We start from the raw sequence: 22671 nt of genomic DNA, 5'->3' as shown, positions 1-22671 counted from the left end.
GCATCAGGCGAGGTGGGCGCGCAGTTGCCGGAACCAGCGCCGGATACGGCTGGACGTGTTCGAGATCGCCATGTGTGCGGCCCAGGACGTGGGCACCAGCAGCACCGCCAGCAGCCAGAGCTGCGCGGCCCGGCGTTCGCTCCAGGTGTAGCCGGGGCAGGCGGCGAGCGAGTCGGCCTGCATCCGCATCAGCGAGGCGAGGGTGTCGGCGGGGTAGGGGTGGCGTTCCGGCTCGGTGCGCAGCGACAGGGCGCGGCTGCGCAGATTCCAGGGGGCGTGCAGCGGCGGGCTGGCCACGTCGATGCCGTCCACGCGGGCCAGCAGCGCCAGCGTCGTGGCGCGGCGGTGGGCCTCGATGCGCAGCATGTCGCCATGGCGGGCCGAGATGTTGCCGAAGCAGCCCCGCGCCCGGTTCGCCGACGAGTGGATGCGGTACGACCCCAGCGGACGCGGCGCATTGACGATCCGGCCGTGGAACGCGCTCAGCAGGATGGGGGGCGTGTCGGCAGCGCGGCGCCAGGCGGCTTCGTCCAGCGGAAAATAACGCGCGATGGCACTGCGGCGGTAGAGGTTGCCACTGGAGGGCGGGCTGCCGTAGGTGCCAAACCGCTCGATCAGCGGACGTACATCGCCGTCGTGCAGCAGATAGGGGATCTGGCGCCCCATGGGACGGCCAGCCTCCGTGATGCACTGCAACTGGAACTGGATCTTGGCCACTCCCTCGGCCATCAGCGGCAGGCAGGTCGCCAGTGCATCCGGCGCCAGCAGATCGTCCGCATCCAGGAACAGCACCCACTCGCCCGTGCTGCGTGCCAGACCGGCGTTCATGGCGCTGGCCTGTCCGCGGTTGTCGGGGCTGTGCCACGTCTGGATGCGCGACCCGTAGCGGGCCATCACCGCCTGCGACCGGTCGGTGGACGCATCGTCGCAGACGATCACCTCGACTTCGGCGCCCAGCGACGGACTGGCCTGGGCGAGTGCGCTGTCGATGGCGGCACCGAGGTACCGGGCGTAATTGAAGTTGTTGATGAGGATGGAGATTCGCATACAAGATCAGTAGTTACAGAAGGATACTGTTTTGCCATGCGAACCTGGCTCCCGTGTCTCGGGCACGGGGCATGCCCCAACCAAGGGGGGCGGTGGGGTCAGGCGGTCAGGCCGTGCCGGAGTCTTCCGGATACAGCCCGCGGCCACGCGCGAAGAGCCGGGTGAGTCCGAGCAGCACGTCGATCTGCGGTGTCGGTCGCTGCACACGCTGGCCGATTTCCCGCACGGCGGTGACGATGGCGTCCAGCTCGATCGGGCGGCCGGCTTCCACGTCCTGGAGCATCGAGGTCTTGAACGCACCGAGCTTGGCGGTGATCAGGTGCCGGTCTTCGGGGCGTTGCGCGATGTGGCAGCCGATGCGCTCGCCGATCTGGGCGGCTTCGGCCATCGCGTCGGTGCAGAACTGGCGGATCAGCGGGTCCGCCAGCACGCGGTCGATGGTGGCGCCGGTGAGGGCCGAAATCGGGTTCATCGTCAGGTTGCCCCAGAGCTTGTACCAGATGTCCGACCGCACATCGGCCGAGTGCGTCACGTCGAATCCCGCCGCGCCCAGCAGCGCCACGACCCGCGCCGAGCGTTCCGAATGCCCGCCGAGCGGCTCGCCGACAATCAGCCCTTGCCCCATGCGGTGCTGGACCAGACCGGGTTCGGGCGAGGCCGTGCTGGCATGGACCACGCAGCCCAGCACGCGGTACAGCGCAATGGCCTCCCGGAGGGTGCCGCCCGGATCGACGCTGTCCAGCGGCGCATCGCCCAGCGCGGTCTGGCCTTCGATGAACCACCACGGCACGCCGTTCATGGCGGGCAGGACGACCGTTTCAGGGCCGAGCAAGGGGCCGATCTGGCGAGCGACCTGCGCCAGCGCCGGGCCTTTGACGGCGAGGATGACGAGATCCTGGATGCCCAGGTCCGCCGCGTGTTCCGACGCGGCCGCCACCGGGGCTTGCAGCAGCGCATCGCCCTGGCGCAAGCGCCAGCCGTGGGTGCGCAGGGCATCGAGCGTCGCACCCCGGGCCATCGCGCTCACGCGCACACCTTCCTGCCCGCTGACCGCCAGCCGGGTGCCGATGAAACCGCCGATCGCGCCGGCGCCGATGATGCAGATGTTCTTCATGTCGGTTCTCAACCTCGGTCAGCTCACGATGTAGGCCGCGGCCCCGGTGGCGATGAGCACGCCCTCGTCATTGTGGAGGCGCATCTGCGTCGAGCCGACCCGCCCGCCCAGCCGCGTGACTTCGGCGCTGGCGATGAAGTGCTGGCCGATGCCCTGGCGCAGGTAGTCGATGCGCAGGTCGATCGTGCCCATGCGGCTGAAGCGGTGCATGACCTGGTCGGCGGATTCGTCGGGGTGTTTTTCGCCGATGGCGGTGGTCAGTGCGAAGCCGCCCATCGCGTCCAGCGCGGCGGAGATGACACCGCCGTGCAACCGGCCGTAGAGGAAATGCCCGACCAGCTCCGGGCGCATCTCGAAGCGCAGGCGCGGCACGGCCGGGTCCAGCGATTCGACCTTCAGACCGAGCACGGTGTTGAAGGTGATGCGCTGTTCCCAGAGTTCGGTGATGGCGAGGTGCAGGCGTTGCTGTTCCTCGGCGCTGCGGCGTTGGACGGGCTTGGTGTGGGCGGTGTGCGGCATGGTGTCGGCGATGTTAGCGGGCCAGGGTCTGCGCTATCGTCGCGTGCATGACGCTCCCCGCACGACCCGACCGCTTCGACCGACTGGACGCCCTGCGCGGGCTGGCGATGGTCTGGATGACCGGCTTTCACCTGGCCTTCGATCTGAACCAGTTCCACCTGATCCCGCGCCAGCATTTTTATGCCGATCCGTTCTGGACGCTGCAGCGCATGGCCATCGTGACGCTGTTCCTGGGTTGCGTCGGGCTGTCGCAGGCGGTGGCGCAGGCGCAGCAGGTGGAGAGTCCCCGCTTCTGGTGGCGCTGGGCGCGCATCGCGGGAGGGGCGCTGCTGGTCAGTGCGGGGTCGGCGCTGATGTTTCCGCGCAGTTGGATCAGCTTTGGCGTGCTGCATGCGGTGGCGGTGATGCTGCTGATCGTGCGGGGACTGCGGGGACTGCGGCTGCCCGACTGGGGCTGGATCGCGCTGGGGGTGGGGGTGTTTGCCGTGGCGTCGCGCGTGTCGCATCCGCTGTTCGACGCGCGCTGGACCAATTGGCTGGGGCTGACCACCCGCAAGCCGATCACCGAGGACTACGTGCCGCTGCTGCCGTGGTTCGGTGCCGTGGCGGTGGCGATGGGGGTGGGGCAGTGGCTGCTGAGGAGCCGCCCGGCGCTGCTGCAGGGCGGATTGCCTGCTGCGCTGCAGCCGCTGGCGCGGCTCGGGCGGTGGTCGCTGCCGTATTACCTGCTGCACCAGCCCGTGCTGATCGGGCTGGTGATGGCTTGGACTTACTGTGCGCCGAACTTGTAGTCGGTCTTGGCCTTGGCCTTCAGGTCTTCACGGAACTTGTTGATCTTGGCCTGCTGCAGACGCTGGCTGAGCTGCGGCTTGACCTCTTCCAGGCTCGGGAAGGTGGCGGCGCGCGTGTCGTCGAGCTGGATGATGTGGTAGCCGAACTGGCTCTTCACGGCGGTCTCGGTGAACTTGCCCTTTTCCAGCTTGGTCATGGCCTGCGAGAACTCGGGGACGAAGTTGCCCGGTGCGGCCCAATCCAGATCGCCACCGTTCGGTGCCGATCCCGGATCCTTGGAGTTGGCCTTGGCGAGTTCCTCGAACTTGGCGCCGGCCTTGAGCTGGGCGATCAGGGCCTTGGCCTCGTCTTCCTTCTCGACCAGGATGTGGCGCGCACGGTATTCATTGCCACCCGCACCGCCAGCGCCCTTGAGCTTCTCGTACTCGGCCTTCAGTTCGGCGTCCGAGACGGCGTTCTTCTTCTGGTAGTCGCTGAACAGCTCGCGGATCAGCAGACTCTGGCGGGCCACGTCCATCTGGCTGCGGTATTCCTCGCTGCGCTGCAGGCCGCGGCTTTCCGCTTCCTGCACGTAGATCTCGCGCAGCACCAGCTCGTCCTTGACTTGCTGCTCCAGCTCCGGCGTGCGGGGCTGGTTGCCTTGCTTGGTGACTTGCGTCATGAACGATTCGAAGCGCGCCTTGGGCACGCCCTTGCCGTTGACGATGGCGATGTTCTGCGCCGAGGCCAGCGCCGGCAGCAGAGCGGCGGCGAGGGCCACAGCGGACACGGCAAACGAGAGCTTCTTCATGGAATGCGGAACCTTTTAGAGAGAGAGGAATTCAATCGCCAACGCATGGATACCCTGGGGAATCAACTCGGCGACGGCATCATACACAAGCCGATGTCGGGCAATTCGGGGCAGTCCGGCGAACCGTTCCGAGTGGATGCGCACCCGGAAATGCCGTCCGGAAGCCGCTCCGACATGCCCGGCGTGGAGGTGACTTTCGTCGATGACCTCCAGTGCGGTGGGACTCAGATGCTGGTGCAGCGCCTGTTCGATGGCGAGGGCGGTGACGCCGAAGGTGGGGGTGGCGTGCATGGCGTCTGGCTTACTCGCTGTCTGGGGACTTTAGGTGGCGCGTCAGGTAGAAACCTTGAGCGACCATGAACACGAACATGAGGCCCATGCCGCCGAAGGACTTGAACGAAACCCAGGTGCTGGTGTCGTAGTGGTAGGCCACCCAGAGGTTGAGCACGCCCATGAAGCTGAAGAAGGCGATCCAGGCCAGGTTCAGGGTGCGCCAGGCGAAGGCGGGCAGGTCGATCTGCTCGCCCATCATGATCTTCAGCAAGTTCTTGTTGGCCAGGATCGGGCTGAGCCAGAAGGCCGCGGCCATGACCCAGTACAGCACGCTCGGCTTCCACTTGATGAAGGTGTCGTTGTGGAAGTAGATGGTGGCGCCACCCATGACGGTGACGAGTCCGAGGCTGACCCACAGCATCGTGTCCACCTTCTGGCCGCGCAGCTTGAGGTAGATCACCTGCGCGAAGGTGGCCAGGATGACGACCACCGTGGCCAGCAGCACCGGTGCCTCCTTCGGGCCGACCGCGCCACCGGCGACGATGAAACCGAACCAGTCGGTGGCGAAGGCGGCGGCTTCGTCGGCGCGTTTTTCTGCCTGGTTGAAGGTCAGGAAGAATAAAACGATGGGCAGGAAGTCGAGGAAGATTTTCATGGTGGGTGGCAGAGTTGGGCGCGAGTCTAGCGAAGCCGCCGCCTCAGGAGGAACACGAAATTTCGAGCGACCCAGCCCATTCAGGGGGCAGTGCGGCATACGCCGCGTGTTCGGGCTGTTCATCGAAGGGGCGGGCAAGGAGCTGGTGCAGGCGCAGGATTTCGGTGTAGTCACCCGCTTCGGCCTGGCGAATCGCCAGTTCAGCCAGGTGGTTGCGCAGGATGTACTTGGGATTGACGACGTCCATGCGGACACGGCGGTCGGCGTCCACGCTGTGCTCAGCGCGCAGGCGGTCATCGTAGCGGCACACCCAGGCGTCGAAGCCCTCACCGTCGAGGAACAGGTCGCGCACCGGTTCACGCGCTGCCGCGCCCGCCGCGCCGATCCGGTGCTCGCCCAGCAGCCGCCACGTCAGCGTGTAATCGACGCGGTGCCGCGCCATCAGGCGCATCAGGTCGTCGATCAAGGCCTGGTCGCCGTCCTGCTCGGTGGCGAGGCCGAGCTTGGCGCGCATGCGCTGGCCGAGCTGGTGGGCGAAGGTGTCCGGGTAGTGCGACAGCGCCTCGGTGAGCACGTCCTTGACGTGCCCGTCGTCACCGTCACCGTCGATCAGCGGCACCAGCGCCTGTGCCAGCGCGTGCAGATTCCAGTAGGCCACCTGCGGCTGGCGGGCATAGGCGTAGCGGCCCTGGTCGTCCGAGTGGTTGCAGATGTGCATCGGGTCGAAGCCGTCGAGGAAACCGAACGGTCCGTAGTCGATCGTCAGCCCGAGCACGCTGAGGTTGTCGGTGTTCATCACGCCGTGGCAGAAACCGACCGCCTGCCAGCCCGCCACCATCACGGCGGTGCGCTGGGACACCTCGGCCAGCAGCGCGGCAACCGGTTGCGCGGCGTCGCGGCAGTGCGGGTAGTGGTGGTCGATCACGAAGTCGGCGAGCTGCCGCAGCGCGCTGAAATCACCGTCGCGGACGTGGTGACAGAAGTGCTCGAAGTGCCCGAAGCGCAGGAAACTCGGTGCCGTGCGCGTCACGACCGAGGCCGTTTCCACCGTCTCGCGGCGCACCGGCAGATTCGACGCCACCAGCGCCAGCGCCCGCGTCGTCGGAATGCCCAGCGCGTGCATCGCCTCCGAGCACAGGAACTCGCGGATCGACGAGCGCAGCACCGCCCGGCCGTCGGCGCGGCGCGAGTAGGGCGTCATGCCGCTGCCCTTGAGCTGGAGTTCGCGCGGGCCGTTCGGGCCGTCCACCTCGCCCAGCAGCAGCGCCCGGCCGTCGCCCAACTGCCCCGCCCAGACGCCGAACTGGTGGCCGCTGTAGACGGTGGCAGCGGTCTGCATCCCTGGCCACGCTGCGCCGGCGCTGAACGCGGCCAGCGCACCGGGTTGCGTCCACCAGTCCGCGGGCCAGCCCAGCTCGGCCGCCGCCGCGTCGCTGGTGGTCACCCAGCGCGGATCTGGCAAAGCCTGGCCGGGCTGGTGGTGGGCGAAAGGCCGGCCCAAGGCGGCGTAGCGGTTGAGCCAGGGCAGAGCGCTCGGGTCGAACGGGGTGGGAATCATGGCCGGCAGTGTAGCCAGCGGCTTGCGTGGCTGTCGCTTCAGGGACATGCTTGTCCACCCATGCGGCGCGATGCTCGCCCGCGTTCCACCACCGACTCAGGAGACTTGACGACATGAGCACCCGCCCCCTGATGGCCCAGATGATGACGATGCCGCTGATGATTTCCTCGCTGCTGGTCCACGCGGCCCGGCACGCGGCCGACACCGAGATCGTCTCCAAGCGCGTCGAAGGCGACCTGCACCGCACCACCTACAAGGCCGCCGAGCTGCGCAGCCGCAAGCTCGCCCAGGCGATGGCCCGGCTCGGCTGCACGGCCGGCGACCGCGTGGCCACGCTGGCCTGGAACGGCTACCGCCACTTCGAGATCTACTACGGCGTCTCCGGCTCGCAGCTCGTCTGCCACACCATCAACCCGCGCCTGTTCCCCGAGCAGATCGCCTGGATCGCCGGGGACGCGGCGGACAAGGTGCTGTGCTTCGACCTGACCTTCCTGCCGCTGGTGGAAAAGCTCGCGGCCCACATGCCCTCGGTCCAGCACTACATCCTGATGACCGACCGCGCCCACATGCCCGCGCAGACCGGCCTCCCGAACCTGCTGTGCTACGAGGAACTGGTCGAGGCCGAGAACGGCGACTACGCCTGGCCGGTGTTCGACGAGCTGTCCGCATCGAGCATCTGCTACACCTCGGGCACCACCGGCAACCCCAAGGGCGCCGTCTACAGCCACCGCTCGACCTTGCTGCACGCCTTCGCCTCGGTCATGCCGGACGCGATGGATTGCTCCTCGGCGGATGTGGTCCTGCCGGTGGTGCCGATGTTCCACGTCAACGCCTGGGGGCTGCCGTACAGCGCGGCGATGGTCGGGGCCAAGCTGGTGTTTCCGGGGCCGCACCTGGATGGCAAGTCGTTGCATGACCTCTTCGAATCCGAGCAAGTCACGTTCAGCGCCGGGGTGCCAACGGTGTGGCTGGGCGCGATCAACTACATGAAGGCCAACGGCCTGAAGCTCTCCACCCTGAAGCGCACGGTGATCGGCGGCTCGGCCTGTCCGCCGTCGATGATGCGGACGCTGGAGGACGATTTCGGGCTGGAGGTGATCCACGCCTGGGGCATGACCGAGCTGTCGCCGCTGGGGACGCTGTCCAAACTGAAGGCCAAGCAGAAAGCGTTGCCGGCCGAGGCGCAGCACCGCTTGCTGGAGAAGCAGGGCCGCGTGATCTACGGCATCGACATGGCCATCGTCGGCGACGACGGGACCGAGCAGCCCTGGGACGGCCGCAGCACGGGCGATCTGGTGGTGCGCGGCCAGTGGGTGGTCAATGGCTATCTGGGCCGCACGGACTCGCCGCTGCAGTCGCTGGGTGGCCAGGACTGGTTCCCCACCGGCGATGTCGCCTCGATCGACCCCGACGGCTTCATGCAGATCACCGACCGCAGCAAGGACGTGATCAAGTCCGGCGGCGAGTGGATCAGCTCGATCGATCTGGAGAACATCGCCATGGCCCACCCGGCGGTGATGGAGGCCGCGGCCATCGCCTGTGCGCATCCGAAGTGGGACGAGCGGCCGCTGCTGGTGGTCGTGCGCAAGGCGGGGCAGTCGGTGACGCGGGACGAAGTACTCGCGTTCTACGGTGGGCGCATCGCCAAATGGCAGATCCCCGACGACGTGGTGTTCGTCGATGAACTGCCGCACACCGCGACCGGAAAAATCCAGAAACTCAAGCTCCGCGAGCAGTTCAAGCATTACGTGCTGCCGACGATCTGAGGCTGTTCGGGGTGGCGCAGGCGGCCTTGTCCCGACCGCGACAGGCGATAGTGGTAGTCCCTGACGCGGCGATGACCGGGCTTGCAGCACCATCTCGGCACCCGCCGGGAGCGCCGGCGCACTGCAAGGAGACTTCGAGATGTCGATCCGTATGAAAGCCAGCGTGCTGGCCGCGATGACCCTGTGCGCGTCGGCCGCGTTTGCCCAGAAGGGCGAGACGGTCAAGATCGCCTGGATCGACCCACTGACCGGTCTGATGGGTCCGGTCGGGCAGAACCAGGTCAACAGCTTCCGCTTCTTTGCCGAGAAGTTCAGTGGTGCAGGCAACCCGGCGGGCGTGAATTTCGAGGTCGTGCCCTTCGACAACAAGCTGAGTCCGGCCGAGTCGCTGACCGCGCTGAAGGCCGCCATCGACCAAGGCATCCGCTACGTGACGCAGGGCAACGGCTCGGGCGCCGCCGCCGCGCTGATCGATGCCATCAACAAGCACAACGAGCGCAACCCGGGCAAGGAAGTCATCTACCTGAACCACTCGGCGGTGGACCCGGACCTGACCAACAGCAAGTGCAGCTACTGGCACTTCCGCATGGACGCCGACACCTCCATGAAGATGGAGGCGCTGACCACCTTCATGAAGGACCAGAAGGATGTCCAGAAGGTCTACCTGCTGAACCAGAACTACTCGCACGGCCAGCAGGTCGCCAAGTACGCCAAGGAGATCATGGCGCGCAAGCGGCCCGACGTGCAGTTCGTCGGTGAAGACCTGCACCCGCTGGCCCAGGTGCGCGACTTCGCCCCGTATGTGGCCAAGATCAAGGCCAGCGGCGCCGACACGGTGATCACGGGCAACTGGGGGTCCGATCTGTCGCTGCTGCTGAAGGCGGCCAACGAAGCCGGTCTCACCGCCAAGTTCTTCACCTACTACACCGGCGTCACCGGCACCCCGACCGCGCTCGGTGCCCAGGGCGACGGCCGTGTCTTCCAGGTCTCCTACAACCACTACTTCCTGCCCGGGCAGATGGAAAAGTGGCGCGACGAGTTCCAGAAGAAGTTCGACGCCGACTTCTACACCGGCAGCGTGATCCACATCTACACCGCGCTCGGCGAGGCCATGGCCAAGGCGAAATCGACCGACCCGGTCAAGGTGGCGGCCACGCTGGAGGGGCTGAAGTTCAAGAGCTTCAACGGCGACGTGGAGATGCGCAAGACCGACCACCAGATGCAGCAGACGCTCTACATCACCCGCTGGCAGAAGACGGACAAGAAGTACAACTACAGCCCCGAGAAGACAGGCTACACGCTGGTGCCGGTGGCGACCTACGAGCCGTATGTCGCGAGCACGCCGACCTCGTGCCAGATGAAGCGCCCGTCCTGACCGTGCGTCGGCCCTGACCCCGCCCCCTGTCGTTGCGCGCCCTGTGGACCAGCTCACCATCAACCTCCTGAACGGCTTCAGCTCCGGGCTGCTGCTGTTCATGCTCAGTTCCGGCCTGACGCTGATCTTCAGCATGATGGGCGTGCTGAACTTTGCCCACGCCAGCTTCTACATGGTCGGCGCCTATGTCGGCTATGCGCTCACTGGCGTGGTCGGCTTCTGGCCGGCGCTGGTGATCGCGCCGCTGGTGGTGGGCGGGCTGGGGGCACTGTTCGAGCGGGGGGCGCTGCGGCGGGTCCACAAGTTCGGGCATGTGCCGGAGCTGTTGATCACCTTCGGGCTGTCCTACGTGCTGCTGGAAGTCGTGCAACTGCTGTGGGGCCGCACCTCGGTGCCGTTCTCGCCGCCGCCGCAATTGCAAGGCTCCGCCTTCACGCTGGTGCAGTCCTCGGTGGACGGGCTGCGGCTGGTGTGGGGGCAGGCACCGGCCGAGCTGTGCCAGAACACGGCCGGCGCTGTCCTGAGCTGCTCGCGCTTTCCGATGACGCGGGTGTTCATGATGGGCGTGGCGCTGCTGATGCTGGTGGCGCTGTGGGCCTTGCTGACGCGCACCCGGATCGGTCTGGTCATCCAGGCGGCGCTCACCCACCCGGAGATGGCCGAGGCGCTGGGCCACAACGTGCCGCGGGTGCTGATGCTGGTGTTCGGCAGCGGCTGCGCGCTGGCCGGGCTGGCGGGCGTGATCGGTGGCATCACCTTCATCACCGAGCCATCGATGGCGGCGGTGGTGGGCACCATCATCTTCGTGGTGGTCGTGGTCGGCGGTATCGGCTCGCTGGCCGGGGCCTTTGTCGGCTCGATCCTGGTGGGCCTGCTGCAGACCCTGCCGCTCACCGTGGACGGCTCGCTCGCCACGCTGCTCAACCACTGGTTCAGCGCCGGCATCGGCCCCGGCACCCCCGGCTGGCCGCTGCTGCGCATCACGATGGCGCAGGCCGCGCCGATCCTGCCCTACCTGCTGCTCGTGCTCATCCTCATCTTCCGCCCGAAGGGGCTGCTCGGAACGCGGGAGGGCTGAGGCATGTCGTCCAACCAGTCCAACGCCGCGCAATTCCATTTCAAGCCCTGGAACGTCGGGCGCTGGGTCATCTGGGGCGGTTTCGCGCTGGTCCTGCTGGTGGCACCGACGCTGTGGACCTCCGGGTTCGCGCTGACGATGCTGTCGCAGATGGGCGTGGCGATCATCATCTGCCTGTCCTACAACATGCTGCTGGGGCAGGGCGGGATGCTCAGCTTCGGCCACGCGGTCTACGCGGGTCTTGGCTCCTATCTGGCGATCCATGCCCTCAACCAGGTCGGAGCGGGCACGCTCGCGTTGCCGGTGAGCCTGGTGCCGCTGGTCGGCGGGCTGGGCGGGCTGACCTTCGCGGCCTTGCTGGGCTACGTGACCACCAAGAAAGCGGGCACGACCTTCGCCATGATCACGATGGGCGTGGGCGAGCTGGTCTGGTCGATGTCGCTGATGGTGCCGGAGTTCTTCGGCGGCGAAGGGGGCGTGTCGTCGAACCGGGTCGTCGGACAGGCGGTCATGGGCATCACCTTCGGCCCGCAGGTCCAGCTCTACTACCTCATCGCGGTCTACTGCTTCGTCTGCACCGCGCTGATGTACGCCTTCACCCGCACACCGCTGGGCCGGATGCTCAACGCCGTGCGCGACAACCCGGAGCGGGTCGAGTTCATCGGCTACAGCACGCAGCGCATCCGCTACATCGCCTTCATGATCGCCGGCTTCTTCGCGGGCGTCGGCGGCGGACTGGGGGCGCTGAACTTCGAGATCGTGACGGCGGAGGTCGTCGGGGCGCACCGCTCGGGCGCCTACCTGCTGTTCGTGTTCCTCGGTGGCGCGACCTTCTTCTTCGGGCCGATCCTGGGCGCGATCCTGATGGTGATCGCGCTGGTGCTGCTGTCGGAGCTGACAACGGCGTGGCTGCTCTACCTCGGGCTGGTGTTCCTGTTCATGGTGATGTATGCGCCGGGCGGGCTGGCCAGCCTCATCATGATGAACCTGCGCGTGGCTGCCTTCGGCAAGCTGCGCCAGTTGTGGACGGCTTATCTGGGCCTGTTCGGCACCGGGATGGCCGCACTCATCGGCATCGGCGCGATGGTCGAGATGGTCTACCACCGCCAGCTGAATGCGGCGCTCGGCCCGAAGCTGAAGTTCCTGGGTGCCACGCTGGACACCGAGAGCGTCAACACCTGGGTCGGCGCGGTGTTCGTGGTGCTGGTGGGCATCGGGCTGTTCGAGCTGACGCGGCGCGAGTTCGCTCGCCAATGGGGTGACACCCAGGGCGAGATCGAGAAGGAAATCAAACGCCGGGAGGCCCTGTGAGCACGACCACTCCGCCCGCCGCACCGGCTGGCTTTGCCGTCGAACTCGACAACGTCCACAAGTCCTTCGGCAAGACGCAGATCATCCGCGGCGCCCAGTTGCAGGTCCGCAAGGGCGAGCGGGTGGCGATCATCGGCCCGAACGGCGCCGGCAAGTCCACGCTGTTCAACCTCATCAGCGGCCGGCTGACGCCGACCAGCGGTCAGATCCGCCTCTTCGGCGAGCGCATCGAGGGCAAGGCGCCCTACGAGATCAACCGCAAGGGGCTGGCGCGCAGTTTCCAGGTCAGCAACCTGTTTCCGAAGCTGAGCGTGTTCGAGAACATCCGCTGTGCGGTGCTGTGGAGCCTGGGCTACCGGTATGCGTTCTGGAAGTTCCTGTCCGATCTGAAGGACGCCAACGACCGCACCGACGAGCTGCTGCTGCGGCTGCACCTCGACAAGCGCCGCGACGTGCTGGCGGTGAACCTGACCTATGCCGAGCAGCGGGCGCTGGAGATCGGCCTCACGATCGCGGGCGGCTCGCAGGTGGTGCTGCTGGACGAGCCGACCGCTGGCATGAGCCGCAGCGAGACGACGCGCTTCATCCAGCTCATCCGCCAAGTCACCGAGGGCCGCACGCTGCTGACCGTCGAGCACGACATGGGCGTGGTGTTCGGGCTGGCGGATCGCATTGCCGTGCTGGTCTACGGGGAGGTGATCGCCTTTGATACGCCGGAAGCGGTGCGCGCCAATCCGCGGGTGCAGGAGGCGTATCTCGGCTCCGTGCTGGCCCAGGGACACTGAACACAGACACATGCTCGAACTCGACAACCTCCACGCCTACTACGGCAAGAGCCACGTCCTGCACGGCGTGTCGCTGGTGATCCAGCCGGGCGAGATCGTGGCGCTGCTTGGCCGCAATGGCTCGGGGCGCTCGACAACGGTCAAGACCATCATGGGGCTGGTGGACGGCCAAGGCTCCGTGCGCTGGAAGGGCGAGGAGATCCTGGGGCGCAAGGCATACGACATCGCGCACCGCGGCATCGGCTACGTCCCCGAGAACCGGGACATCTTCCCCAAGCTCACGGTGCATCAGAACCTGATGCTGGGACAGAAGGTGGCGGGCAAGTCGGGGCGGTGGTCGTTCGACGACATGTACACGATGTTCCCGCGGTTGAAGGAACGCCAGCACACCGAGGCCGGCGTCTTGTCAGGCGGCGAGCAGCAGATGCTCACGCTGTGCCGCACGCTGATGGGCGACCCGGACCTGATCATGATCGACGAGCCGACCGAAGGGCTGGCGCCTAAGATCGTCGAACTGGTGGGCGAGTACCTGCGCGAGCTGCGGCGGCGGGGGATCAGCGTGCTGCTGGTGGAGCAGAAACTGACGATCGCGCTGGAGGTGTCGCAGCGGTGCCTGCTGATGGGGCACGGGCGGATCGTGTTCGAGGGGACGCCGGCGGAACTCAAGGCCAATGCCTATGTCCGCAAGGAGTGGCTGGAGGTGTGAGCGGGCAGCGTGAGCCGCACATGGTCCTGCGTCACCTCGAAGTCCACGTCCTGTCCGGTCAGCGCCCGCACCTGCGGCACGATCTTGCGCCGCACGCCCATGCCGCGTGCCTCGACGTAGCCGTAGTCGCGCAGCACCTCGACCAGGATCGGGTTGCGGGCTGAGCGTTGGCCGGCGAGCATCTTGGCCACGGTCATCGAGTTCTGCAGGGCGCCGGGGCTGGTGAGGGTCAGCCGATCGCCGAAGCGGACCAGTTCGACCTCGCCGGGGCGCGTCCAGTCGCGGTGGACAAAGGCATTGAGCAGCGCCTCCCGCAGCGCCTCGGGTGGGTAGTGCCAGTGGCGTTCGCGGCGCAGGTGCTCGACGAGTTCGGTGGATTCGGTGGACAGCAGCGGCGTGACGCGCTCCATCAGCCGCTCGACCAGGCCGAGTTGCACCCGGTTCACGTCCCCCCGCGCCGTGCGGGACCACAGCCCGACCAGCGGCCCGTCGAGCACGGTGTCATCGAGTGCCTGGTAGTCGAGGTCGTTCCCCGCGAACGCCATCCAGCGCACCCCCGCCTGACGCAGCAGCCGGCGCGGTCGGTGCGCGAACAGCACCGTGCCGGCGATGGTGCAGACCGGCGGGCCGTCCACTCGCTCCGTCAGGAAGCCCAGGCCGCAGAGCCGGTTGTGCCAGTCGCTGTCGGTCGCGGGCACCTCGTCGCCGAGGATGCGGCCGAGGTAGTCCGTCAGCCGCACCAGGTCCAGATCGGCCAAGCCCGAGCCGGACACCGGCAACACCTCGGCATGGAGCAACCCGCCCGAAGCGAACAGGGCGGCTTGCTGTTCCCGTGTCGCCAGTTGCGAGGTGCTGCCGACACGCACGTAGATGTCTCCTGACGGGCTTGCGGGGATGGGCAAGCAAGCCGAGGCGGGCCTGTGCCTGCACGGTGGCGCCCATCCTGCTACCGTGTGGCCCCTGTTCCTGTTCTTCTTTTTTCCCCCACCGCAAAGACCCGCCATGACCATTTCCATGTCCTCCGCCAGCCTGCCCGTCTTCACCACCATGCTGCGCAACCTGCGCTACTGCATGGACAAGGCGGAAGCCTCCGCAGCGGCCCGCAAGTTCGATGTGAACGTGCTGGTCTCGGCCCGCCTCGCGCCCGACATGCTGCCCTTCGCCTCGCAGATCCGCATCGCCTGCGACGCCGCCAAACTCGCTGCCGCCCGCCTGGGCAGCGTCGAAGCGCCCAAGTTCGCCGACGACGAAACCACCTTCGCTCAACTGAAGGACCGCATCGCCAAGACGCTCGACTTCCTCGCCACCGTGCCAGCCGCCGCCATCGATGGCACCGAGGACAAGGACATCACCTTCCCCGTCGGCCGTGATGGCACGACGCGCACGATGAAGGGTGAGGCGTACCTGACGCACTGGGTGCTGCCGAACGTGTTCTTCCACGTCACCACCGCCTACGCCCTGATGCGCCACAACGGCGTGGACCTGGGCAAGGTGGATTACCTCGTGGGCGCACAAGCCGCCGCCTGACCCGCACCACACACCGCGCGCCGCGATGTCCACGCTCCCCGACTCCGCCCCCGATCGCCGCCGCCGCGACCTCACGACCATCAGCCTGATCGGTCTGGCGCACGGCACTTCGCACTTCCACCACCTGCTGCTGCCGCCGCTGTTTCCGCTGTTCATCCGCGATTTCGGGTTGAGCTACTCGGAGCTTGGCTTGCTGGTGACGGTGTTCTTCGTCATCTCGGGCATCGGGCAGGCGCTGTCGGGGTTTCTCGTGGACAAGGTGGGTGCCCGGCCAGTGCTGTTCGCGGCGCTGGTCAGCTTCATCGCGGCGTCGCTGGCGGGCGCGCTGGCGCAGGGCTATGGCGGGCTGATGGTGGCGGCGGCACTGGCTGGACTGGGCAACGCCCCGTTCCACCCCGTGGACTTCACCATCCTGAACAAGCGCGTCTCGCCCGAGCGGCTGGGCCACGCCTTCTCGGTCCACGGCATCAGCGGCAACCTGGGCTGGGCGGTGGCACCGGTGTTCCTGATCGGGGTGTCGTCGGCGTTCGGGGGCTGGCGGGCAGCGTACCTGGGGTCGGCGCTGGTGGCGTTGGCCGTGCTGGTGGTGCTGTACCTGCAGCGCGACGCGATCGACGACCGACAGGGGGCATGGTCCCACCAGCGTGCGGGCGCCAAGGCGGCGGCCGGCGCGGGCGTGGTCGATGAGCACCCGATGGCTTTTCTGCGGCTGCCGTCGGTGTGGCTGTGCTTCTCGTTCTTCTTCTGGACCACGGTGGCGCTGTCGGCGATCCAGAGTTTTGCCAGTCCTGCGCTGGGGCGGATGTACGGGCTGCCGACCTCTGCCACGGCGTTTGTCGTGACGGGCTACATGCTCTGCGGTGCGGTGGGGATGGTGGTGGGCGGTTTTCTGGTTCAGCGCGTGGCACGGCTGGAGCGCACGATCGCGGTGGCCATGGCCCTGTCCGCGGCCTTGCTGGTGCTGGCCGGCACGGGCTGGCTGTCGGGCATGGCTTCGGCGGGTGCGGCGGCATTGGCCGGATTGGGCACGGGGCTGGCCGGACCGTCACGCGACATGCTCATCAAGCGTGCGGCACCGCCAGGGGCGACGGGACGGGTCTATGGAACCGTGTATTCGGGGCTGGACACCGGGTTCGCGCTGGCGGCGCCGGTCTTTGGCGTGATGCTCGACCACGGCATGGCGGGCGAGATCTTCTTCGCGGCGGCAGCGGCGATGGGGCTGGGCATCGCCTCGGCGGCCGTGGTGGGCCGCGGCGTGTGGCAGCACAGCGGGCGGTGACCCATGAAAAAAGACCCGGCGTGGTCGCGCCGGGTCTGGGGATGCACAGGCCGTTGCCGACCCTGCATCAAAGACAACCTGACAAACAGAGGTTCGTCAGACGGTCTTGGAGACAACCTTGGTCATCGACTGGATGTTGGCTTCAGCGGCGCTCACGGCTTGCTTGGCCGCCTTCTGGGCCGACTCCAGCGCGGTGGTGCTGGCGGACATGGCTTGCTTCATGAACGCGACGGCGCTTTCGCTGCCGGCGGGGGTGTTCTTCAGCGCGCTTTCGACGAAGCCCTGCACCGATTGCTGCGACGCGGCGATCTGGCCTTCGAACAGCTTGCCGATGTCGGCTTGCGTGGCGGCCAGGATTTCATAGACCTGGCGGCTGTAGGCGGTGGCCTTTTCAGCGGCGGGTTGCAGCACGCCGGATTGCAGGGCCGCGAAGCCTTGCGCATCCTTGACCGACAGCAGCGCCTTGGCGTTGGCGGCCGACTCGTCCAGCGCAGCGCGGGCGGTCTGCAGGTTCAGTTCCACCAGCTTTTCCACACCACCGAAAGCCTTCTGGCTCAGGGTGACAGCCGTGTCGAGCTGGGCTTGGGCGGAGGCGGAGAGTTGGTCAGCGTTGATCATGGTGAGCAGTCCTTCTGTGGTAAAGGGAAGCCGGTGATTCGGCTTTGCTGCACTGCAGCATGACTCACAGTATAGGGGCTGCAATCGGGATTGCAAGTCGTCTATGTTGCAATGCAACATAAAATTTGCCGCCTCATGCCGGGGGAGTGGCAGCGGGTGCGCAAGGCTGTCTGGTCATGGCCTCCAGCGCGTCGAAGCTGGCATCGGCCATGCTGACCGCCTGCTTGGCGGCCTGCTGCACGTTTTGCAGCGCACCGTTGGCGGTCATGACGGCTTGCTTGACCATGGCCAGGGAACCTTCGCCGCCTGCGGGGGCATTTTTCACGGCGACATCGACCAGGGCAAGGATCTTCTCCTGTGCCGCGGCCATTTGCGATTCCACCAGCTTGGCCACCTCCGACTGCGTACTGCTGGCGATGTCGTAGACCTGCCGGCCATAGGCGCCGGGATGTTGCCGCCCCTCGGCGCTGACCGTCAGCGCCATGGTGGCCCGCACCGCCTGGAGGTTCAGCGCCACCAGCTTCTCGACGCCCTCGAAACTCCTGCAGGTCAACGCGACCAGGGCGTCCAGGTGGGCCTGGTTGGCGGCGGCGAATTGTTCCGGGGTCATCATGGCGTGCTCCAGAAGGCTGAGGACAGAAGGACAGAAGGACAGAAGGACAAAAGAGCGGGAAGATTTTTTGCTGCACTGCAGCAAACATCCGACTATAGAAGCATGTGCGCCGCTTTTCAAGTCGCGGGCATCCATCGACACCTGCCGGCACCTATCGGCAGGTGTCGGCACCCATCGGCACAATAGGGCGATGCGCGCCTACTACGCCGACCATTTTGTCCTGCCCCTGCCCGACGGGCACCGGTTTCCGATGCAGAAATACCGCCTCCTGCGGGATGCGATCGTGGCCGAATTGCCCGGTGTCCGGCTGGCCCAGGCATTGCCAGCCAGCGAGGGCGAGCTGGCCCTGGTCCACACCCCCGGCTACGTGGACGCGGTGCTGCACGGCACGCTGACCGCCGCCCAGCAGCGCGAGATCGGCTTCCCGTGGTCGCCGGCGATGGCGGAGCGGGCGCGGCGTTCGGTCGGCGCCACCCTCAGCGCGGCGCGGGACGCCCTGCGCGAAGGCGTGGCCGCCAACCTCGCCGGCGGCACCCACCACGCCAGCGCCGACACGGGCAGCGGCTTCTGCGTCTTCAACGATCTGGCCGTCGCCGCCCGGTTGATGCAGGCCGAGTGGTTCCGCCAGCACCGCCGCCCGCTGCGCGTGGCGGTGATCGACCTCGATGTCCACCAGGGCAACGGCACGGCGGCGATCTTCCGCGACGACCCGACGGTCTACACGCTGTCGGTCCACGGCGCCAAGAACTTCCCTTTCCGCAAGGTGGCCAGCGACCTGGATGTCGATCTGCCGGATGGCTGCACGGACGCGCCATATCTGGCCGCCGTAGAGGCCGCGCTGGCGCAACTGTGGCAGGCCCACGCGGAGCAGCCGCCAGGACTCGTGCTCTACCAGGCGGGCGCCGATCCGCACGAGGGCGACCGGCTCGGGCGGTTGAAGGTGAGCGCGGCGGGGCTGGCCGAGCGGGACCGCCGGGTGTTTGCCGCCTGCTTTGACCGCGGCATTCCCGTGGTGCTGACGATGGGCGGCGGCTATGGCCACGTCATCGAGGACACGGTGGCCGTGCAGTTGCAGACCTACCGCGCCGCGCTGGCGCACTGGACCCACTGGCAGGCGCGCGATCCCGCCGAGCGCGCCTGTGCAACCCGGCAATAATCGGCATGCGCGCGCCTGAACCGCGCCGACGATCCGCCTCCGACTCCTCTCCGAGACCCGCCTGATGCTCACTGACGACCAGCGCCGCGCCGCCGTGGACGACGCCATCACCAGCCGCCGCTCGCTGCGCGCTTTCCTGCCCACCCCGGTGCCCCGCGAGACCATCGAGGACATCCTGCGCGTGGCCTCCCGCGCCCCGTCCGGCACCAACACGCAGCCGTGGCAGGTCCATGTGCTGACCGGTGCGGCCCGCGATGCGCTGTGCAACCGCATCCTTGCCGTACACAACGACCCCGCAGTGGCCGCCACCCACGCGGAGGAATACGCCTACTACCCGACCCAGTGGCAATCGCCCTACATCGACCGCCGCCGCAAGGTGGGCTGGGATCTGTACCGCTTGCTGGGATTGGCCAAGACCGACAAGCCGGGGATGCACCGCCAGCACGGCCGCAACTACACCTTCTTCGACGCCCCGGTCGGCCTGGTCTTCACCATCGACCGCGTGATGCAGCAAGGTTCGTGGCTCGACTACGGCATGTTCCTGCAGAACATCATGGTCGCCGCCCGTGCCCGTGGCCTCGACACCTGCCCGCAAGCCGCCTTCACCCAGTACCACCGCCTGATCGCCGAGCAGCTCGGCCTCGGCGCGCAGGAGATGGTGGTCTGCGGCATGGCGCTCGGGTTCGCCGATCCGGACGCCGTGGAAAACACGCTGGTGACGGAGCGGGCACCGGTGAGCGCGTTCACGCGGTTCCACGGCGAGGCACCCTGATGGAGGAACTGAACGGAGCGGCGCTGTCCGCCTGGTGGGTGGTCCCCTTCGCCGGCTTGCTGCTGTCGATCGCGCTGTGCCCGCTGGTGGTGCCCTCGGTCTGGCACCACCACTACGGCAAGATCGCTGCCGGCTGGGCGCTGGCCTTCCTGCTGCCGTTTGCCGTGCTGCACGGTGTCGGCCACGCGGGCGCGGAGTGCGTGCATGCGCTGGTGGTGGAGTACCTGCCGTTCATCGTGCTGCTGACGGCGCTCTACACCGTGGCCGGCGGCATCTACATCCGCGGCAACTTCCACGGCAGTCCGGGCTTCAACACCGTGCTGATGCTGATCGGCGCGGTGCTGGCGAGTGTCATGGGGACAACGGGCGCGTCGATGCTGATGGTGCGCCCGCTGATCCGCGCCAACGACAACCGCCGCCATGCCGCGCATGTGCTGGTGTTCTTTATCTTCATCGTCAGCAACGCGGGCGGCTCGCTCACGCCGCTGGGGGATCCGCCGCTGTTCCTGGGTTTCCTGAAGGGCGTGGACTTCTTCTGGACGGTGCGCCAGATCTTCCCGGAGACGCTGTTCCTGGTCGGCGCGCTGCTGGCGATCTTCTTTGCCATCGACACCCTGTATTACCGCCGCGAAGGCGTGACCCGCGCCGACCCGACGCCCGACGACCACATCTTCGGCATCGAGGGTGGCGTGAACGGCCTGCTCCTGCTCGCCATCGTCGGGTTGGTGCTGATGAGCGGCACCTGGAAGCCCGGCACCACGCTCGACATCGCCGGCACCGCCGTCGGGCTGGAGCAACTGGTGCGGGATGGTGCGCTGGTGGCGGTCACGCTGCTGTCGCTCAGGCTGACACCGGCCGCCGCCCGCGAGAAGAACCAGTTCAACTGGGCGCCGATGCAGGAGGTGGCCAAGCTCTTCGCCGGCATCTTCCTGACCATCACGCCCGTGCTGGCGATGCTCAAGGCCGGCATGGGTGGCGCGTTTGCCCCGGTCGTGGCGCTGGTGACTGGTGCGGACGGGCAGCCGATCCCGGCGATGTACTTCTGGGCGTCGGGGTTGCTGTCGTCCTTCCTGGACAACGCGCCGACCTACCTCGTGTTCTTCAACCTCGCTGGTGGCGACCCGCAGACGCTGATGACCACGCTCGCGCCCGTGCTGGCCGCCATCTCGGCTGGCTCGGTCTTCATGGGCGCCAACAGCTACATCGGCAACGCGCCCAACCTGATGGTCAAGGCCATCGCCGAAGACCGCGGTGTGCAGATGCCGAGCTTCTTCGGCTACATGGCGTGGAGCTTTGGCATCCTGGTGCCGCTGTTCGCCGTGATGACTTTCCTCTGGTTTCGCTGAAAGCCCCTGACATGACCCGTCCCGCCGTCCTGATCGCCCGCCGCATCTTCCCCGCCGTCGCCGAGCGGCTGGCCGCCCACTTCGATGTGGAAACCAATGACGCCGACACCCTCTGGAGCCGCGAGGAGCTGATCCAGCGGCTGCAGGGCAAGCAGGGCGTCTTTGTCACCACCGGCGAGCCGATCGACGCCACGCTGATTGCTGCCTGCCCGGACCTGAAGGCGGTGTGCTCGATGGCGGTGGGCTACAACAACATCGACGTGACCGCCTGCCGGGCGCGGGGCATTGCCGTGACCAACGCGCCGGACGTGCTGACCGAGACGACCGCCGATTTCGGCTTCGCGCTGATGATGGCCGCGGCACGGCGCATCACCGAGAGCGAACACTTCCTGCGCCGCGGCGCGTGGACCAAGTGGGCGCCGGACTTCTTCGTCGGCGCCGACATCCACGGCACCACCCTGGGCATCCTCGGCATGGGCCGGATCGGGCAGGCGATCGCGCGGCGCGGCGCCTTGGGGTTCAGCATGAACGTGCTCTACCACAACCGCTCGCGGCTGGCGCCCGCGTCCGAAGCACCGATCGGCGCGCGCTGGGTGGACAAGGCCACGCTGCTGGCCGAGTCCGATCACCTGGTCATCGTCGTGCCCTATGGACCGGCTTCGCACCACCTGATCGCCGCGGCGGACCTGGCGCTGATGAAGCCCACGGCCACGCTGACCAACATCGCCCGCGGTGGCGTGGTCGATGATGCGGCGCTGGCCATGGCGCTGCGTTCGGGGCGGCTGGGTGCCGCGGCGCTGGACGTGTTCGAGGGCGAGCCGGCGGTGCATCCGGCGCTGCTGGACGTGCCCAACGTCGTGTTGACGCCGCACATCGCCAGTGCCAGTCTGCCGACGCGGCTGGCGATGGCGCATCTGGCCGCCGACAACCTCATCGCGCTGCTGACCGGCGGCACACCCCGCACCCCACCACTGGAGCCGACGACATGCTGACCGACACCCAGCTCAAGACGATCATGCCCACCATGCCGGCGGCCCGGCGGTCGCTGTTCCTGGCGCCGCTGAACCAGACGATGCAGGCGTACACGATCAGCAACACCCTGCGCGCCGCCGCCTTCCTGGGCCAGCTCGCGCACGAGTCGGGCGAGTTCAGGTACATGGAAGAACTCTGGGGGCCGACCGCGCAGCAGCTCCGCTACGAGCCGCCGAGCGCGCTGGCGACCAAGCTCGGCAATACCCAAGCCGGCGACGGAAAACGCTTCAAGGGACGAGGGCCGATCCAGATCACCGGCCGCGCCAACTACGCGCGCTACGGCGCACTGCTAGGGCTGAACCTCGTGGTGCAGCCTGAGCTGGTCGCATCGCCGGGCGTCGGGCTGTCGGCGGCGGGCATGTTCTGGCGCACCAACGGGCTGAATGCGCTGGCCGAGCTGGGCGACTACCGCGAGATCACGCGCCGCATCAACGGCGGCTACACCGGCTGGGAAGAGCGGCTGCGCTACTACGAACTGGCCAAGCAGGTGCTGGGCAAGGGGTTCTCGGTGCCCAAGTCGGCGGTGGTGGTGGTGGTGGTGCCGCGCGGGAAGGCATCG

At 67.4% G+C, this 22671-nt stretch carries 24 protein-coding genes; 14 read left to right on the top strand and 10 right to left on the bottom strand.

Going from position 1 to position 22671, the window contains the following annotated elements; translation table 11 throughout:
• Window positions 1-3: 3 nt before the first annotated feature.
• The 3 genes from QZW52_RS12445 to QZW52_RS12435 form a co-directional block, all read right to left on the bottom strand.
• A complete protein-coding gene (locus QZW52_RS12445; RefSeq protein WP_293999216.1) occupies window positions 4-1047 on the bottom strand; it encodes a glycosyltransferase family 2 protein in 1044 nt (347 codons plus the stop codon).
• A 106-nt stretch (window positions 1048-1153) separates the two neighbouring features.
• Window positions 1154-2161: a 2-dehydropantoate 2-reductase gene (locus QZW52_RS12440; RefSeq protein WP_293999214.1), complete on the bottom strand. Its 1008-nt coding sequence runs from the start codon at window positions 2159-2161 to the stop codon at window positions 1154-1156.
• A gap of 18 nt (window positions 2162-2179) precedes the next feature.
• Window positions 2180-2680 carry a thioesterase family protein gene (locus tag QZW52_RS12435; RefSeq protein ID WP_293999212.1) on the bottom strand — a complete coding sequence of 167 codons (501 nt, stop codon included), beginning with the start codon at window positions 2678-2680 and terminating at the stop codon, window positions 2180-2182.
• 47 nt (window positions 2681-2727) lie between these two features.
• Here QZW52_RS12435 and QZW52_RS12430 point away from each other — a divergent pair, with 47 nt between their 5' ends.
• On the top strand, window positions 2728-3471 hold the full coding sequence (locus tag QZW52_RS12430; protein WP_293999210.1) for a heparan-alpha-glucosaminide N-acetyltransferase: 744 nt from the start codon (window positions 2728-2730) through the stop codon (window positions 3469-3471).
• Here QZW52_RS12430 and QZW52_RS12425 read toward each other — a convergent pair.
• From QZW52_RS12425 to QZW52_RS12410, 4 genes are read right to left on the bottom strand one after another with little or no spacing between them, the layout of a single operon-like run.
• Window positions 3450-4262, bottom strand: a complete 813-nt coding sequence (locus tag QZW52_RS12425; protein ID WP_293999208.1) for a peptidylprolyl isomerase — start codon at window positions 4260-4262, stop codon at window positions 3450-3452. The two genes, QZW52_RS12430 and QZW52_RS12425, sit on opposite strands and share 22 nt — an antisense overlap.
• A gap of 15 nt (window positions 4263-4277) precedes the next feature.
• On the bottom strand, window positions 4278-4553 hold the full coding sequence (locus tag QZW52_RS12420; protein ID WP_293999206.1) for a BolA family protein: 276 nt from the start codon (window positions 4551-4553) through the stop codon (window positions 4278-4280).
• A gap of 10 nt (window positions 4554-4563) precedes the next feature.
• Window positions 4564-5190: a septation protein A gene (locus QZW52_RS12415; RefSeq protein WP_293999204.1), complete on the bottom strand. Its 627-nt coding sequence runs from the start codon at window positions 5188-5190 to the stop codon at window positions 4564-4566.
• Window positions 5191-5233: 43 nt separating this feature from the next.
• A complete protein-coding gene (locus QZW52_RS12410; protein ID WP_434738329.1) occupies window positions 5234-6796 on the bottom strand; it encodes a protein adenylyltransferase SelO in 1563 nt (520 codons plus the stop codon).
• 65 nt (window positions 6797-6861) lie between these two features.
• Here QZW52_RS12410 and QZW52_RS12405 point away from each other — a divergent pair, with 65 nt between their 5' ends.
• From QZW52_RS12405 to QZW52_RS12380, 6 genes are all read left to right on the top strand, one after another.
• Window positions 6862-8514 (top strand): 3-(methylthio)propionyl-CoA ligase, encoded by a 1653-nt coding sequence (locus QZW52_RS12405; protein WP_293999200.1) that lies wholly within the window; start codon window positions 6862-6864, stop codon window positions 8512-8514.
• Between the two features lie 139 nt (window positions 8515-8653).
• On the top strand, window positions 8654-9889 hold the full coding sequence (locus QZW52_RS12400) for a branched-chain amino acid ABC transporter substrate-binding protein (protein WP_293999198.1): 1236 nt from the start codon (window positions 8654-8656) through the stop codon (window positions 9887-9889).
• Between the two features lie 100 nt (window positions 9890-9989).
• Window positions 9990-10967 (top strand): branched-chain amino acid ABC transporter permease, encoded by a 978-nt coding sequence (locus QZW52_RS12395; protein ID WP_434738330.1) that lies wholly within the window; start codon window positions 9990-9992, stop codon window positions 10965-10967.
• 3 nt (window positions 10968-10970) lie between these two features.
• Window positions 10971-12278 (top strand): branched-chain amino acid ABC transporter permease, encoded by a 1308-nt coding sequence (locus QZW52_RS12390; RefSeq protein ID WP_293999194.1) that lies wholly within the window; start codon window positions 10971-10973, stop codon window positions 12276-12278.
• Window positions 12275-13063 carry an ABC transporter ATP-binding protein gene (locus tag QZW52_RS12385; RefSeq protein ID WP_293999192.1) on the top strand — a complete coding sequence of 263 codons (789 nt, stop codon included), beginning with the start codon at window positions 12275-12277 and terminating at the stop codon, window positions 13061-13063. Before QZW52_RS12390 ends, QZW52_RS12385 begins: the two co-directional genes overlap by 4 nt.
• 10 nt (window positions 13064-13073) lie before the next feature.
• A complete protein-coding gene (locus QZW52_RS12380; RefSeq protein WP_293999190.1) occupies window positions 13074-13769 on the top strand; it encodes an ABC transporter ATP-binding protein in 696 nt (231 codons plus the stop codon).
• Here the strand turns inward: QZW52_RS12380 and QZW52_RS12375 are convergent.
• The gene (locus QZW52_RS12375; RefSeq protein ID WP_293999188.1) at window positions 13739-14635 is read right to left on the bottom strand and encodes an ATP-binding protein; all 897 of its coding nucleotides are present in this window, start codon (window positions 14633-14635) and stop codon (window positions 13739-13741) included. The genes QZW52_RS12380 and QZW52_RS12375 overlap by 31 nt on opposite strands.
• A 136-nt stretch (window positions 14636-14771) precedes the next feature.
• On the opposite strand from QZW52_RS12375, the gene QZW52_RS12370 reads away from it, so the two are divergent.
• Window positions 14772-15296, top strand: a complete 525-nt coding sequence (locus QZW52_RS12370; protein WP_293999186.1) for a DUF1993 domain-containing protein — start codon at window positions 14772-14774, stop codon at window positions 15294-15296.
• Window positions 15297-15321: 25 nt separating this feature from the next.
• The gene (locus tag QZW52_RS12365; RefSeq protein ID WP_293999183.1) at window positions 15322-16575 is read left to right on the top strand and encodes an MFS transporter; all 1254 of its coding nucleotides are present in this window, start codon (window positions 15322-15324) and stop codon (window positions 16573-16575) included.
• A gap of 96 nt (window positions 16576-16671) precedes the next feature.
• Here QZW52_RS12365 and phaP read toward each other — a convergent pair whose 3' ends face one another.
• Both phaP and QZW52_RS12355 read right to left on the bottom strand, forming a co-directional pair.
• The gene (gene phaP / locus QZW52_RS12360; protein WP_293999181.1) at window positions 16672-17193 is read right to left on the bottom strand and encodes a TIGR01841 family phasin; all 522 of its coding nucleotides are present in this window, start codon (window positions 17191-17193) and stop codon (window positions 16672-16674) included.
• A gap of 133 nt (window positions 17194-17326) precedes the next feature.
• Window positions 17327-17803: a phasin family protein gene (locus QZW52_RS12355; protein WP_293999178.1), complete on the bottom strand. Its 477-nt coding sequence runs from the start codon at window positions 17801-17803 to the stop codon at window positions 17327-17329.
• A gap of 193 nt (window positions 17804-17996) precedes the next feature.
• On the opposite strand from QZW52_RS12355, the gene QZW52_RS12350 reads away from it, so the two are divergent.
• The 5 genes from QZW52_RS12350 to QZW52_RS12330 all read left to right on the top strand — a co-directional run.
• Complete coding sequence (locus QZW52_RS12350; RefSeq protein WP_293999175.1) at window positions 17997-18962, top strand: histone deacetylase family protein; 966 nt, start codon at window positions 17997-17999, stop codon at window positions 18960-18962.
• A gap of 64 nt (window positions 18963-19026) precedes the next feature.
• On the top strand, window positions 19027-19734 hold the full coding sequence (locus tag QZW52_RS12345) for a nitroreductase (RefSeq protein WP_293999173.1): 708 nt from the start codon (window positions 19027-19029) through the stop codon (window positions 19732-19734).
• Window positions 19734-21080 (top strand): sodium:proton antiporter, encoded by a 1347-nt coding sequence (locus tag QZW52_RS12340; RefSeq protein ID WP_293999171.1) that lies wholly within the window; start codon window positions 19734-19736, stop codon window positions 21078-21080. Before QZW52_RS12345 ends, QZW52_RS12340 begins: the two co-directional genes overlap by 1 nt.
• 11 nt (window positions 21081-21091) lie before the next feature.
• Window positions 21092-22072: a 2-hydroxyacid dehydrogenase gene (locus QZW52_RS12335; RefSeq protein ID WP_293999169.1), complete on the top strand. Its 981-nt coding sequence runs from the start codon at window positions 21092-21094 to the stop codon at window positions 22070-22072.
• The coding region (locus QZW52_RS12330; protein ID WP_293999166.1) for a glycoside hydrolase family 19 protein at window positions 22066-22671 on the top strand (606 nt) is incomplete at its 3' end. The genes QZW52_RS12335 and QZW52_RS12330, both read left to right, overlap by 7 nt.

The sequence above is a fragment of the Sphaerotilus sp. genome, from assembly GCF_013299175.1.
Lineage (GTDB): Bacteria > Pseudomonadota > Gammaproteobacteria > Burkholderiales > Burkholderiaceae_C > Sphaerotilus.
Note: the sequence above shows the minus strand (reverse complement) of the source record. Positions and strands in the feature narration are given on the sequence as shown.